Genomic DNA, 14,163 nt, shown 5'->3' with positions numbered 1-14,163 from the left:
GCGACCCCGTCGCCTGAAGGAGAAGAGCCGCGATGCGCTGTCCCTATTGCGGCTCCCTCGAGACCCAGGTGAAGGACTCGCGTCCCACCGACGATCACGCCTCGATCCGCCGCCGCCGCGTCTGCCCTGACTGCGGCGGCCGCTTCACCACCTTCGAGCGCGTGCAGCTGCGTGAGCTCACCGTGGTCAAGCGCTCCGGCCGGCGCACACTCTTCGACCGCGACAAGCTGCAGACCTCGATCGAGGTCGCCTTGCGCAAGCGCCCGGTCGCGCCGGAGCGCGTCGAGCGCATGGTCAACGGCATCGTCCGCCAGCTCGAGAGTTCGGGCGAGGGCGAGGTTTCGAGCTCGACCATCGGCGAACTGGTGATGGAGGGGCTGAAATCCCTCGACGATGTCGCCTATGTCCGCTTCGCTTCGGTCTACAAGAATTTCCGCGAGGCCCGCGATTTCGAGGAGCTACTCGGTCAGCTCAGCGGCGACGAGATCGAGGGCGCCGGCGTGGTTCCGCCCATTCGTGGCGATGACTGAGCAGAGCGCGCTCGACCGCGCCTTCATGCAGCAGACCCTCGCCTATGGCGCGCGCGGGCTGGGCACCACCGGCACCAACCCTAGCGTCGGCGCGCTGATCACGCAGGACACGCCGGACGGCCCCGTCGTGATCGCACGCGGCCACACCCAGATCGGTGGCCGGCCGCATGGCGAGGCCCATGCCTTCGACCGGGCGGGCGCTGCCGCGACAGGTGGCACGCTCTATGTCACGCTCGAACCCTGCTCCCACCGCACCATCCGCGCCGCGACGCCTTGCGTCGAGCGCACCATTCGGGCCGGCGTGAAGCGGGTCGTGGTGGCGATGGCCGATCCGAATCCGCGCTTTCGCGGGCTCGGCTTCGCGCTGTTGCGCAGCGCTGGCATCAGCGTCACCACCGGCGTTCTCGAAGACGAGGCCAGGCACACCCATCGCGGCTATGTCCTGCGCATCACCGAGGGGCGGCCGATGGTGACCTTCAAGGTGGCGCGCACGGCCGACGGCTATGCCGGCAGCGCGGCAGGCGGCCCCATCGCGGTGTCCTGCCAGGCTGCGAATGGCTGGGTCCATCTCCAGCGGGCGCATCACGACGCGATCATGCTCGGCGTCGGTTCGGTGCTCGCCGATAATCCGATGCTGACGGTCCGCCTGCCGGGAATGGCGCATCGCTCGCCGATCAGGGTCATCCTCGATTCGCATCTGCGCCTGCCGCCGGGCTCCCGGCTCGTGCAGTCGGCAGGCGAGGTTCCGGTCTGGGTGATCGCGGCGGAAACGGCCCCTGTTGCGAACGAGGCCGAGCTGGTCGCGGCAGGTGTCGAGGTCATGCGCGTCTCAGCCGGACCGGACGGTCATCTCGATCTCCGCGAGGCCCTGCATTTGCTCGGCGCGCGCGGCATCAACCGGGTCTTTTCCGAAGGCGGCCCGACGATCGGCGAGAAACTGGCTTTGGCGGGCCTGACTGATGAGGTCATCGTTTCGACCTCGCCGCGTATGCTGGGTTCGCCCGGAATCGTCGCCGTCCGTCCGGCCCTTGCCGGATTGCTGGCCGACCCCGATCTGTACCGGCTTGCGGAGAGTGACCTGATCGGCCACGACCGTTTCGAGCGTTATGAGAGGATTGCCTGATGTTCACCGGCATCGTCACCGCCATTGGCACGATCGTGGAGGCCCAGAACAAGGGGCCGAGCCTGAAGCGGCTTGCGATTGCGAGCCCGTTCGAGGCTGCGGGAATCGAGATCGGCGCCTCGATCTGCTGCGCCGGCATCTGCCTGACGGTGACGGCTCTGAAGCCCCGTGAAGACGGCGAGGCGGGCTGCATCTTCCAGGTCGAGGCCGCTGCCGAGACCTTGTCCAAGACCCTCGCCGGGGAGTGGGAGGCGRGCACGAAGGTCAATCTCGAACGCTCGCTGAAAATGGGCGACGAGCTGGGCGGCCATCTGGTGACCGGTCATGTCGACGGCGTCGGTACGATCCTGAAGATCGAGCCGATCGCGGCCGATCCCGACGAACCCTGGGGCGCAACCGCGCGCTTCCATATCCGCGCGCCGCAGGGTTTGCCGCGTTTCATCGCGACCAAGGGCTCGATTTGCCTCGATGGCACCTCGCTCACGGTCAACAGCGTCGAGGACGATGTCTTCACCGTCCTGCTGATTCCGCACTCCTTCAGCGTCACCACCTGGGGCGAGCGCAAGCAGGGGGACCGCATTCATGTCGAGGTCGATCTGATGGCGCGGTATGCCGCGCGGCTTGCGGAGGCGAGCCCGGGGGGGTAACCAGCCGACTTGAAATCCAACAAGGATAAGAACGATGGCCGGACCCCGGCAGATCTCGGCCGATAAGGCCGCAACTCCCGCCGCTCCCCTGGACGGCGCACGCGTGCTCGTCGTCGAGGCGCGCTTCTATGACAAGCTGGCTGACGAGCTGCTCGAAGGCGCGCTCGCGGTGCTCGACAAGGCCGAGTGCCGCGTCGACGTCGTGACCGTGCCCGGCGCGCTCGAAATCCCGACCGCGATCGTCATCGGCCTGCGGGCCGCCGACGAGGCAATCGACCCCTATGAGGCGGTTGTCGCGCTCGGCACCGTCATCCGTGGCGAGACCGGCCATTACGACATCGTCGCCGGCGAAAGCTCGCGCGCGCTGATGGATGTCTCTGTGGCCTATGCCATGCCGCTCGGCAACGGCATCCTGACCGTCGAGAACGATGCCCAGGCCTGGGCCCGCGCCAATCGTGCCGACATGGACAAGGGCGGCGGCGCGGCGGAAGCGGCGCTCGCCGTCCTGCGTTACAAGCGCTCGCTTGCGGACAAATCCTCATGAGCCGCGCGGAACTGCGTCGCGGTGCACGGCTCTCCGTCGTGCAGGCGCTCTATGAGATGGAGATCGGCGGACGCGGCGTCATCGAGGCGATGGCCGAGTTCGAGGCGTTCTGGATCGGCAAGGAGGTCGAGGATATCGAGCTTCCCAAGGCCGAGATCGCCTTCTTCCGGGACCTGCTCGGCGGCGTCGTCCGCGAACAGCGTCTGATCGACCGCTCGGTCGATGATGTTCTTGCCGCGGGCTGGCCGCTCAAGCGCGTCGAGGCCGTGGTGCGCGCCATCCTGCGCGGCGGTGCCTATGAACTCGCCTTCCGCAAGGATGTGCCGGCTCGCGCCGTGATCTCCGAATATGTCGCGGTCGCCCGTGCCTTCTACGAAGGCGAGGAGATCGGCATGATCAACGCCGTGCTCGACAAGATGGCCCGCGACTTCCGCGCCGACGAATTCGACACGCCGGCCGCCTGACGCGCTGATGGCCGGCGCTCCCCACCGACCCGGCGAGTTCGAACTGATTGCGCGCTATTTCGCGCCGATCGCCGGTGCGGGCGGCCTCGGCCTGCGTGACGATGCCGGGCTGCTGCGCCCGGCGCGCGGCTTCGAGCTTGTGGTCACGACGGACGCGCTGGTCGCAGGCGTGCACTTCCTGCCCGACGATCCACCGGCCTCGATCGCCCGCAAGGCGCTCGCGGTCAATCTGTCGGACCTGGCGGCCAAGGGGGCATCTCCCTTGGGCTTCGTGCTCTCGCTGGTCCTGCCCAGGGGCTGGACCGAGCCCTGGCTCGCCGGCTTCGCCCAGGGGCTGGGGGAGATCGCGGCCGAGAGCGCCTGTCCGCTCGTCGGCGGCGATACCGTCTCGACGCCGGGGCCCCTGACGCTCTCGATCACCGCCTTCGGCAGCGTTCCGGCCGGTCGCATGGTGCTGCGCTCAGGCGCCAAGCCAGGCGATCTCGTCCTCGTCTCCGGCACGATCGGCGACGGCGCGCTCGGGCTCAAGGTCCATGCGCCGGCCAAGCCGGACTGGGTCGCCGGCCTCAGCGAGGTCGATCGCGCCTATCTTGCMGGCCGCTACCTGCATCCGCGCCCGCGCCTGGCGCTTGCGGCTGCCCTGCAAGCCCATGCCTCGGCCGCCATGGATGTCTCGGACGGGCTCGTCGGCGACCTCGCCAAGCTGGTTGTGGCGTCCGGTATCGGGGCCGAGATCGACCTCGATACCGTTCCGCTCTCGGCCCCGGCCCGCGCCGCGATCATGGCTGACCCCGCTCTGGCGGAACTGGCCTGGACCGGCGGAGACGACTACGAAATTCTCTGCACGGCCTCAGAAAGGGAATTTCCTGCTATGGCTGCTGCGGCCGAGGCGACGGGTCTTGGACTCGCCTGCATCGGCCGGGTCACGTCCGAGCCGGGCGTGGTGCGTTATCTCGAACGGGGCAGGGCGCGCAGCTTCGCGCAAGGCTCCTTCGCCCATTTCTGAGGGCCGCTCGCTCAGGCCGCCCGGTATGTGAACGACGGCCCCAGCGATGAACCAGCATGTTTCCGTGGCCGAGGGCGATGCCCTGGCGAAGCGCAATGCCCTCGTCCTCGCCTGCGCCCAGGCGTTCGGCGGCGCGAACCCGGCGATCGTGGTCTCGCTCGGCGGCATCGTCGGCTCGCAACTGGTCACCGACAAGACCTTCGCGACCGTGCCGGTCAGTCTGATGCAGCTCGGCATCGCTTGCGGCGTCATCCCCGCCGCGATGCTGATGCGCCGGCTCGGCCGCCGCAACGGCTATCTCATCGGGGCGCTGACCGGCGTCATCGCCTCCAGCATCGCCGCCGCCGGTACCGGCAGCCGGATATTCTGGCTGTTCTGCCTCGGCACCTTCATGTGCGGCCTCTACGGCGCCTTCGTGCAGAGCTACCGCTTCGCGGCGGCTGACACTGCAGGCGAGAGCTTCAAGCCGCGCGCCATCTCCTGGGTCATGATCGGCGGGCTTGCCGCGGGTGTCATCGGCCCGCAATCGGTCTACTGGACCCGCGACCTGACGCCGGACGCGCCCTTCGCCGCCAGCTTCATGGCGCAGGGGCTGCTCGCGCTGCTGGCGATCGGCGTCGTCATGATGCTGCGTGCACCGCCGGTTGCGGCCGTGCGTTCGAGCGGCGGCCGGCCGCTTTCCGAGATCATGCGCCAGCCCAAATTCATCGCCTCGGTCACGGCTGCACTGGTCTCCTATGGCCTGATGAGCTTCGTGATGACGGCTGCGCCGCTGGCCATGGTCGGCTGCGGCCACAGCATCGGCGATGCCGCGCTCGGCATTCAGTGGCACGTGCTCTCGATGTTCGGGCCGAGCTTCTTCACCGGCCGGCTGATCGCCCGCTTCGGCAAGGAGAAGGTTACGGCGGCCGGCCTGTTGCTGCTGGCCTGCGCCGCCGTCGTCGGCCTGAACGGGCTCAGCGTCGCGCATTTCTGGATCGCGCTGGTCCTGCTCGGCATCGGCTGGAATTTCGGCTTCATCGGCGCGACGGCGCTGGTCACCGACTGCTATCGCCCGGAGGAGCGCGTCAAGGTCCAGGCCGCCAACGACTTCCTTGTCTTCGGCTCGGTCGCGATCGCCTCCTTCTCGGCTGGCGGGCTGCTGAACACCGGCGGCTGGCAGAGCGTCAACTGGCTGGTCTTCCCGCCGGTGGCCGTCGCGCTGGCGCTGGTCGCCTGGCAGGCCACGCAGAAGCGCGTCCAGCTGGCCTGAGGGCCGGCCCGGCGCGTGGCCGGTCGCAAGGCTCCGCAGAACAAGCTTCATCCCCCAGGACCCGGCAGGAGATACGATGCGCCCGCACCAGTTGCCCGTCACGACAGGCCGGTTTCCGCCCGGCGCCATTGGCCATAATCGCGGTGTGGTGCGGCCGAACTATGCGTTCATGCCGCCCGAAGGCGTACTGATCAGCCGGCTGCCGCATTTCAGCGGGACGATCGTGCGGATCCTGGCTGCGCCGGTGCTGGGCGCCCAGTTCGCGCAGTACCTGCTCGAGATCGCACCCGGCGGCGGCACGCCCGAGGCCTTTCGCGAGGAGGGCATCCAGCATTTCTATTATGTGCTCTCCGGCCAGGGCCGGTTCGTCATGGCGGATGCTCCGGCGCTTGACCTGCGGCCGGGCCACTTCGCCTATGTCCCGCCTGGCACCGCCTTCACGCTGAGCAATACCGGTTTCGAGCCCTTGCGCGTGCTCGGGCTGCGCAAGCGCTTCGAGGCGATCGGCCTGCCAGCGCCCGAGCCGATCCTGTCGCATCGCGACGAGATCCCGGTCACCAACCATACCGGGGCGGAAGGGCGCGGCTTCCAGTTCCTGCTGCCCTGGGGCGACATGCGCTTCGATTTCGAGATGAACCTGATGTGGTTCAAGCCCGGCGCGCATTTCCCCGATGTCGAGACCCATGTCATGGAGCACGGGCTCTATATGCTGGAAGGGCAGGGGCTCTATTTCCTCGGCACCGAATGGCACGAGATCTGGGCCGGCGATTTCATCTGGATGGGCGGCTACTGCCCGCAGCAATTCTACCCGACCGGCTTTGCCGATGCGGCCTATCTGCTTTACAAGAACGTCAACCGGGATGTGGCGCTCTGACGCCCGCATAGACCTCCCGAACGGCCGGCCGCGCCTCGAAGCGGGCCGGCTCGCCCTGACATCTGCGTAAAATTGTCAGCCTCCGCGTTTGCGATTCTGTCGAAAGCTTGGCAGAAAGTTGGCCGGTACTGGCGATGCGCGACGCGGGCGCGATTCCCTCGACCCGTATTCTTCGTCTCCGGACCCAAGAAACCGAATGAATTCGGGGTCTGAAGCCCCGTTGGACGGAAGCTCGAGGTCAGGAATCCCGAATGTCAGCCTTGCTCATCATCATAGTTTTGAGTGCGCTATCGATAGCCTACGGCATCTGGGCCTATGGCGATGTCATGAAGCGCGACGCCGGCAACCAGCGCATGCAGGAAATCTCCGGCGCGGTTGCCGAGGGCGCGCAGGCCTATCTGAAGCGTCAATACGTTACGATTGCCATGGTCGGCGCGGTGCTTTTCGTGGTCCTGACCTATCTGCTCGGCCAATGGGTCGGCATCGGCTTCCTGATCGGCGCCGTCCTCTCCGGCGCGGCCGGCTTCATCGGCATGAACGTCTCGGTCCGTGCCAATGTCCGCACCGCGCAGGCGGCGATGAAGTCGCTCGGTGACGGGCTCGATGTCGCCTTCAAGGCGGGCGCGGTCACCGGCATGCTGGTCGCCGGCCTCGCCCTGCTCGGCGTCGCCGTCTATTACGGCGTCCTGACCTCGTTCCTCGGCTTCTCCCCATCGAGCCGCACCGTCATCGACTCGCTCGTGGCGCTGGGCTTCGGTGCCTCGCTGATCTCGATTTTCGCCCGCCTCGGCGGCGGTATCTTCACCAAGGGCGCGGATGTTGGCGCCGATCTCGTCGGCAAGGTCGAAGCCGGCATTCCCGAGGATGATCCGCGCAACCCCGCGACCATCGCCGACAATGTCGGTGACAATGTCGGCGACTGCGCCGGCATGGCCGCCGACCTGTTCGAGACCTATGCCGTGACGCTGGTTGCCACCATGGTGCTCTCGGCGATCTTCTTCGCCGGCCAGCCGGTGCTCGGCACGATGATGCTCTATCCGATGGCGATCGGGGCGGCCTGCATCGTAACCTCGATCATCGGCACCTTCTTCGTCAAGCTCGGCGCCAACCAGTCGATCATGGGCGCGCTCTACAAGGGCTTCATCGCCGCCGGCGTGTTGTCGGTCGGCGCGATCGCCATCGTCAACTGGCTGATGTTCGGCAGCTTCTCCACCGCGTTCACGACGGGGCAGGGCGTCAGCTTCACCTCCGCCAACCTGTTCGGCTGCGCGCTGGTCGGCCTCGCGGTGACGCTCTTCATCGTCGTCATCACCGAATACTACACCGGCACCGGCAAGCGCCCGGTGGTCTCGATCGCCCAGGCGTCGGTCACCGGCCATGGCACCAACGTCATCCAGGGCCTCGCGGTCTCGCTGGAATCGACCGCGGCGCCGACCATCGTGATCATCGCCGGCATCATCGTCTCCTACACGCTGGCCGGCCTGTTCGGCATCGCAATCGCCACCACGGCCATGCTGGCGCTGGCCGGCGTCGTCGTCGCGCTCGATGCCTTCGGCCCGGTCACCGACAATGCCGGCGGCATCGCCGAGATGGCGGGCCTGCCCAAGGAGGTGCGCCACTCCACCGATGCGCTCGATGCGGTCGGCAACACCACCAAGGCCGTCACCAAGGGCTATGCGATCGGCTCCGCCGGTCTCGGCGCCCTGGTGCTGTTTGCAGCCTACACCTCGGACCTGAACTTCTTCATCGCCGAGGCCAACAAGGCGGGCTCGACCAGCTTCCAGTACTTCAAGGGCGTCACGGTCGATTTCAGCCTGTCCAACCCCTTCGTCGTCGTCGGCCTGCTGCTCGGCGGCCTCATCCCCTTCCTCTTCGGCGGCATGGGCATGACCGCGGTCGGCCGCGCCGCCGGCTCCGTCGTCGAGGAGGTGCGTCGCCAGTTCAAGGAGAAGCCCGGCATCATGCTGGGTACGGACAGGCCGGATTACGGCCGCGCCGTCGACATGCTGACCAAGGCCGCGATCAAGGAGATGATCGTGCCCTCGCTGCTGCCGGTCCTTGCGCCGATCGTCACCTTCTTCGCCATCAACGCCATTGCCGGCCGCAACCAGGCCTTCGCCTCGGTCGGTGCCATGCTGATGGGCGTCATCGTCACCGGCATCTTCGTCGCCATCTCGATGACCTCGGGCGGCGGCGCCTGGGACAACGCCAAGAAGAGCTTCGAGGACGGCTTCGTCGACAAGGACGGCGTGCGCCACATGAAGGGCTCCGAGGCGCACAAGGCCTCGGTGACCGGCGACACCGTCGGCGACCCCTACAAGGATACCGCCGGCCCGGCGGTGAACCCCGCGATCAAGATCACCAACATCATCGCGCTGCTGCTGCTGGCGATCCTGGCGCATTCCTGAGCCGGTCGGCACGGCACGGAGACACTGCCCCGCGGAGCAATCCGCGGGGTTCTTCTTTGATCGCTCAAGGGCTTTCCCTTGATGTTGCAACGGCTTGGCGGCCCGTCTTGAATCAGGATGGCGACCACTTGAATCAGGATCTGAAGCTACGGCCGGGACCGTAGCGTTCCTGCAAGCTCCGGGCGGCCCGCGATGGCATGGTCTCTCCAACAGAAGGAGAGCCATCATGACGATCCAGGCCGCTGCTGCACCCGCCGAGGTCAAGTCCGGGGAGGTCGAGTCCGGGCACGCCGTCGAGCTTGCCCTGCTGGTCCTGCTCGCCACCCTCTGGGGCGGCTCCTACACCTTCATCAAGATCGGCGTGGAGACGATTCCGCCGCTGACCCTGATTGCCGGGCGTACCCTGATCGCAGGCGTGATCCCCTCGACAGCTGGCGCAAGTTCCTGTTCCAGGCCTGCCTGAACAGCGCCGTTCCCTTCACCCTGATCGCCTGGGCCGAGCGCAGCGTCGATGCCGGCCTTGCCGCGATCCTGAATGCGACGACCCCGGTCTTCGTCTTCCTGATCACGCTGGCGCTGACGCGGAGCCGGGAGGTCGACCTGCGCAAGGCCTTCGGCGTCGCAGCCGGGCTTGCTGGCATCACCCTGGTGGTCGGCATGCAGACGCTGGGCGGGTTCGGCAGCGAACTGGCCGCGCAGATCGCCATCGTACTTGCCACGGTCTGCTATGCCTGCGCTGCCCTGTTCGGCCGCAACTTCACCGGCTTCGATCCGCTCATCCCCGCCGCCGGTTCGCTGATCTGCGGGGCAGCCCTGCTCACGCCGGTCGCGCTGGTCGTCGACCGGCCCTGGACGCTGAGCCCTTCGCAGGATTCGCTGATCGCGCTCCTGGCGCTGGCGGCGGTCTCGACCGCGCTCGCCTTCGCCATCTATTTCCGGCTGATCCGGACGCTTGGTCCCGTCGGCACCACGGCGGTGTCCTATCTGCGCGTGCCGGTCGGCGTCGCGATCGGCATCGTCTTCCTCGGCGAGCGCCTGAGCCCGACGGCCTGGGTGGGGCTCACCCTGGTCATCCTGGGCGTGATCGCGATGACGCTGCCCGAGCGCAAGCTGGCGCAGCCGGCCCAGATCGCCGTGCGTCCATTCGGACGCAGGAGCGGCGATCGAGCTCTTTGGTCAAGCATCGGATTTTTCCGAAAACCGGATTCCACCTTTCGGTCCGATGCTCTGGCGAATGCCGCAACCCAAAGAAAAACCCCTGCGGCGTGGGCCGCAGGGGTTTCTCGTGTTCGGTCATTCCGGTCGGGTCGGCTCAGTTGCTGGCCCCGCCCAGGCCGCCGAGCGGCGAGAACTTGGTGACGCCGCGGAAGAGGTTGCGCAGGAAGCTCTGCTCCTCGCCGCCGGTGACGGTGGTGCGGCTGATGAAGTCGAAGATCACGCCGTCCTGGAGGCCGTACTGGGCGATGCGCTCGACCTTGAAGGACTTGTTGAAATAGATCACCAGCACCTTCTGGTCGATGACGCTGGGTTCCTGGAACTGGAAGCGCCGGCGCACCGTCTGGCTGATATAGTAGAAGGTCCGGTTCCCGACGGTCGAGGTCGTCGAGGGCGTGCCCAGTATGGTCAGCACCTGCTGCACGTCCATGCCGGTCTTGATCTGCGCGACCAGGCGCTCGTCCATGACGAAGCCGCGGGTGTATTGTTCGTTCAGCCCCGCCGATGTCGGCAGGACGAATCCGCCCCGATCTGCTCCGCATCCGGCTAGAGCGAGTGACGAGGTCGCGAGAAGGCCGAAGAGGGCCGCGCGGCGGGTCATGTCGATCATGCGGGAGAATCCAGGAGCAGAGTGGGCAAGGAGGTATCCGAAGCCGCTTGTCAAACGGGTAGAGGTTGGCGTAACGCCCGAGAATGGCTTTGGCAAGGCAGTGGCGGCGAGCGGAGATGCGCTGGTGATCTTCGGCTTGTTCGGAAAACGCGCAAAAAGGCTCGCGCCGGTCGAGGCGCTGCTGGCCCGCGTGGCTGACGCGTCGCGCCAGCCCGGTCTTTATATCGGCGGCGGCATCCCCGACACGTTCGAAGGGCGCTTCGAATCGCTGACGCTGCATGCCTTCCTGATTCTGCGGCGCCTGCGCGAACTTCCGGCGCCGGCCAGCGATCTGGCGCAGGATTTCGTCGATGCCTGCTTCGCCTATCTTGAGCTCGGCTTCCGCCAGGGCGGGATCAGCGACATCGCCGTGCCCAAGCGCATGAAGAAGATCGGGCAGAGCTTCTACGGCCGCATCAAGGCCTATGAGAGTGCGCTCGCTGCGCCTGAGCCGGGCGCGCTGGCCGAGGCCTTGCGCCGCAATGTCAGCCCGGGCGAGGGGGCGACAGCCCTGGCCGATTATGTCGGCCAGGCGCTGGAACGTCTGTCGCAGCTCGATCTTGACGCAATTTTGGGGCAGGAGACTCTCTTTCCTGCATTCCCGGTTCACGAAAGTACCCCCAGTGTCTGATTCCGCTCGTGCCTTGCCGCTGAGCCAGCCCGTCCGCGTCGAGACGATCAAGCCGCGTGGCACCCATATCGTGGTCAGGCCCGAGGGCTCTGCGCTCGTCGGGCTCGCCCGTGCGCTCGACCTGCCTTCGATCGAAGCGCTCGAGGCGCGCTATGAACTCGCCCGCAATGGCGAGCGCGTGAAGCTGGAGGGCGAGATCGCGGCGCAGCTGCATCAGACCTGCATCATCACGCTCGAGGCCTTCCCGGTCAGCATCAAGCTGCCCGTGAAACTCGATTTCGCGCCGGAGGCCGAGGTTCTCGCCGCCGCCCGCCGCGAGGAGGAGGACGAGAAGAAGGGCGAGATCGACATCGAGGTCATGCTCAACGAGGAGGACCCGCCGGAGCCGATCATCGACGGCATGATCGACCTTGGCGCGATCACCCTCGAGTTCCTGGCGCTCGGGCTCGATCCCTATCCGCGCAAGCCCGGAGTGAATTTCGAAGCGCAGGTCGACGACCCGGCGCTTGCATCGCCCTTTGCGGCCCTGGCCAAACTGAAACGCGGCGAATGACGGCTTTACCGGCACGCGCAGTGGCTTGCGGCGGCTCGCCAAGTCGCTATTGTCCGCCGCCGCCCTATTTTGCGCCACAGCGGCCGAGCCCCTCGGGAACAATCAGCACCCAATGAAACGACCAGTTACAATCGCGCTCGATGCGATGGGCGGGGACCATGGCCCTGCCGTCGTCGTGCCAGGCGCGGCGCTGACCCTCGAGCGGCGGCCCGACGCGCGCTTCGTCATCTTCGGCGATCAGGCCCAGGTCCTGCCGCTTCTGGAGGCCCACCCGAAGCTCAAGGCGGTGACGACCTTCCACCACACCGAAGTGTCGGTGAAGATGGACGACAAGCCGAGCCAGGCCCTGCGCTATGGCCGTTACAAGTCCTCGATGTGGCGTGCCATCGACGCGACCAAGACCGGAGAGGCCGATGTCACGGTCTCGGCCGGCAATACCGGCGCGCTGATGGCGATGTCGAAATTCTGCCTGAAGTCGATGCCGCAGGTCGACCGCCCGGCGATCGCGGCGCTCTGGCCGACGGTGCGCGGCGAGAGCGTGGTGCTCGATGTCGGCGCGACGATCGGCGCCGATGCGCGCCATCTCGTCGATCTCGCGGTGATGGGCGCGGCCATGGCCCGCGTCGTCTTCGATCTCGACCGGCCGACCGTCGGCCTGCTCAATGTCGGAGTCGAGGAGATCAAGGGCGTCGAGGCCGTCAAGGAGGCCGGTCGCATCCTGCGCGAGGGCAACCTGCCGCATCTCGACTATCGCGGCTTCGTCGAGGGCGACGACCTCGGCAAGGGCACGGTCGACGTCGTGGTGACCGAGGGCTTCACCGGCAACATCGCCCTGAAGACGGCCGAGGGCACCGCCCGGCAGATCGGCGAGTATCTGCGCGCCGCGATGAGCCGGTCGCTGATGGCCAAGATCGGCTATCTCTTCGCACGTGGCGCATTTGCCGCGTTGAAGGACAAGATGGATCCGCGCAAGGTCAATGGCGGCGTCTTCCTCGGGCTCGAAGGCATCGTCATCAAGAGCCATGGCGGGACGGACGCGATCGGTTTCGCCAGCGCGACCGAACTGGCTTATGAGATGGCGCGCGATGACCTGATGGCCAAGCTGCGCGAGATGGTGGCTGCCTCGGTGCAGCCGGAGACGGCGCCTCAGGCCGCTGCCGTCGAATAGGGATCTCTGACTTGTCCATTCTGCGATCTGTGGTTTGCGGATGCGGCTCCTATCTGCCGGAGCGCATCGTCACCAATGCCGAGCTTGCCGAGCGCGTCGACACGACCGACGAGTGGATCGTCCAGCGCACCGGTATCCGCCAGCGCCATATTGCGGCCGATGACGAGCCGACCTCGGTCGTCGGCCTCAGGGCGGCGCAGGCGGCCCTGGCCGATGCCGGCATGGATGCCTCCGAGATCGACCTGATCATCGTCGCGACCGCGACGCCGGACCATACCTTTCCGGCAACCGCGACCCAGATCCAGGCGGCGCTGGGCATCACCGAAGGCGCGGCCTTCGACCTGCAGGCGGTCTGCTCCGGCTTCGTCTTCGGCCTCGCGACCGCGGATAATTTCATCAAGACGGGCAGTGCCCGCGCCGCGCTCGTGATCGGCGCCGAGACCTTCTCCCGGATTCTCGACTGGGAAGACCGCACCACCTGCGTCCTGTTCGGCGATGGCGCCGGTGCCGTCGTGCTCAAGGCGGAGCAGGGGGAGGGCACGCTGGCCGACCGCGGTGTCCTGACAACGCATATCCGCTCCGACGGGCGCTACAAGAACAAGCTCTATGTCGATGGCGGCGCAGGCTCGACCAAGACGGTCGGTTTCCTGCGCATGGAGGGCAAGGAGGTCTTCCGCCATGCGGTGCAGAACCTCGCCGATACCGTCCGCCACACCTTCGCCGCGACCGGGCTCAGCGGCAACGACATCGACTGGTTCGTGCCGCACCAGGCCAACCGGCGCATCATCGATGCCACCGCCGACAAGCTCGGCATCGCGCATGACCGCGTCGTGGTGACCGTCGACAGGCACGGCAACACCTCGGCCGCCTCGATTCCGCTGGCTCTGGCGGAGGCCCATCACGACGGGCGAATCCAGCCCGGCCAGCTCGTCCTGATCGAGGCGATGGGCGGYGGCTTCACCTGGGGGTCGGCCTTGATCCGCTGGTGAGCATTTCAGCTGAGAACGCTGGCACTTAGGACAGTTTCTCTTCCCTTTTTTTGCCATTTCGACCGAGGGCGCTACTAAACGGCGCTCGAGGATTGACCGGACCGTCCGGG

General features: G+C 67.0%; 14 protein-coding genes and 1 pseudogene. 14 read left to right on the top strand and 1 reads right to left on the bottom strand.

Annotated elements, in window-relative coordinates:
• Window positions 1-32 precede the first annotated feature (32 nt).
• The 10 genes and pseudogenes from nrdR to AC1DGP_RS03950 all read left to right on the top strand — a co-directional run.
• Window positions 33-530, top strand: a complete 498-nt coding sequence (nrdR, locus tag AC1DGP_RS03995) for a transcriptional regulator NrdR (RefSeq protein WP_476831726.1) — start codon at window positions 33-35, stop codon at window positions 528-530.
• On the top strand, window positions 523-1,653 hold the full coding sequence (ribD, locus tag AC1DGP_RS03990) for a bifunctional diaminohydroxyphosphoribosylaminopyrimidine deaminase/5-amino-6-(5-phosphoribosylamino)uracil reductase RibD (RefSeq protein WP_476831725.1): 1,131 nt from the start codon (window positions 523-525) through the stop codon (window positions 1,651-1,653). Before nrdR ends, ribD begins: the two co-directional genes overlap by 8 nt.
• The gene (locus tag AC1DGP_RS03985; RefSeq protein WP_476831724.1) at window positions 1,653-2,300 is read left to right on the top strand and encodes a riboflavin synthase; all 648 of its coding nucleotides are present in this window, start codon (window positions 1,653-1,655) and stop codon (window positions 2,298-2,300) included. The genes ribD and AC1DGP_RS03985 overlap by 1 nt, the downstream gene beginning before the upstream one ends.
• A gap of 34 nt (window positions 2,301-2,334) precedes the next feature.
• Window positions 2,335-2,844 (top strand): 6,7-dimethyl-8-ribityllumazine synthase, encoded by a 510-nt coding sequence (gene ribH / locus AC1DGP_RS03980; protein WP_441504746.1) that lies wholly within the window; start codon window positions 2,335-2,337, stop codon window positions 2,842-2,844.
• A complete protein-coding gene (gene nusB, locus AC1DGP_RS03975) occupies window positions 2,841-3,308 on the top strand; it encodes a transcription antitermination factor NusB (RefSeq protein ID WP_441478347.1) in 468 nt (155 codons plus the stop codon). Before ribH ends, nusB begins: the two co-directional genes overlap by 4 nt.
• 7 nt (window positions 3,309-3,315) lie before the next feature.
• Window positions 3,316-4,314: a thiamine-phosphate kinase gene (thiL, locus tag AC1DGP_RS03970; RefSeq protein WP_441488690.1), complete on the top strand. Its 999-nt coding sequence runs from the start codon at window positions 3,316-3,318 to the stop codon at window positions 4,312-4,314.
• Between the two features lie 46 nt (window positions 4,315-4,360).
• The gene (locus AC1DGP_RS03965; protein ID WP_476831723.1) at window positions 4,361-5,566 is read left to right on the top strand and encodes an MFS transporter; all 1,206 of its coding nucleotides are present in this window, start codon (window positions 4,361-4,363) and stop codon (window positions 5,564-5,566) included.
• A gap of 76 nt (window positions 5,567-5,642) precedes the next feature.
• Window positions 5,643-6,440: a (S)-ureidoglycine aminohydrolase gene (gene allE / locus AC1DGP_RS03960; protein WP_441504744.1), complete on the top strand. Its 798-nt coding sequence runs from the start codon at window positions 5,643-5,645 to the stop codon at window positions 6,438-6,440.
• 251 nt (window positions 6,441-6,691) lie between these two features.
• Window positions 6,692-8,848, top strand: coding sequence for a sodium-translocating pyrophosphatase (locus tag AC1DGP_RS03955; RefSeq protein ID WP_441504743.1), 2,157 nt, complete (start codon window positions 6,692-6,694; stop codon window positions 8,846-8,848).
• A 226-nt stretch (window positions 8,849-9,074) separates the two neighbouring features.
• A pseudogene (locus tag AC1DGP_RS03950) lies at window positions 9,075-9,955 on the top strand (DMT family transporter); the annotation flags it as partial.
• A gap of 205 nt (window positions 9,956-10,160) precedes the next feature.
• Here the strand turns inward: AC1DGP_RS03950 and AC1DGP_RS03945 are convergent.
• Complete coding sequence (locus AC1DGP_RS03945; RefSeq protein WP_476768165.1) at window positions 10,161-10,529, bottom strand: outer membrane protein assembly factor BamE; 369 nt, start codon at window positions 10,527-10,529, stop codon at window positions 10,161-10,163.
• Between AC1DGP_RS03945 and AC1DGP_RS03940 the strand changes: the two genes are divergently transcribed.
• The 4 genes from AC1DGP_RS03940 (at window position 10,528) to AC1DGP_RS03925 (ending at window position 14,053) form a co-directional block, all read left to right on the top strand.
• Complete coding sequence (locus AC1DGP_RS03940; protein WP_476768166.1) at window positions 10,528-11,343, top strand: ubiquinol-cytochrome C chaperone family protein; 816 nt, start codon at window positions 10,528-10,530, stop codon at window positions 11,341-11,343. The genes AC1DGP_RS03945 and AC1DGP_RS03940 overlap by 2 nt on opposite strands.
• Window positions 11,336-11,896, top strand: a complete 561-nt coding sequence (locus AC1DGP_RS03935) for a YceD family protein (protein ID WP_441504741.1) — start codon at window positions 11,336-11,338, stop codon at window positions 11,894-11,896. Before AC1DGP_RS03940 ends, AC1DGP_RS03935 begins: the two co-directional genes overlap by 8 nt.
• A gap of 112 nt (window positions 11,897-12,008) precedes the next feature.
• Complete coding sequence (gene plsX / locus AC1DGP_RS03930; protein WP_069876979.1) at window positions 12,009-13,064, top strand: phosphate acyltransferase PlsX; 1,056 nt, start codon at window positions 12,009-12,011, stop codon at window positions 13,062-13,064.
• Between the two features lie 11 nt (window positions 13,065-13,075).
• Window positions 13,076-14,053 carry a beta-ketoacyl-ACP synthase III gene (locus AC1DGP_RS03925; RefSeq protein WP_441504740.1) on the top strand — a complete coding sequence of 326 codons (978 nt, stop codon included), beginning with the start codon at window positions 13,076-13,078 and terminating at the stop codon, window positions 14,051-14,053.
• The last annotated feature ends 110 nt before the right edge of the window (window positions 14,054-14,163 follow it).

It is taken from the genome of Allobosea sp. 05T433 (assembly GCF_056396065.1).
This window is presented reverse-complemented; position numbering and strand designations above follow the sequence as displayed.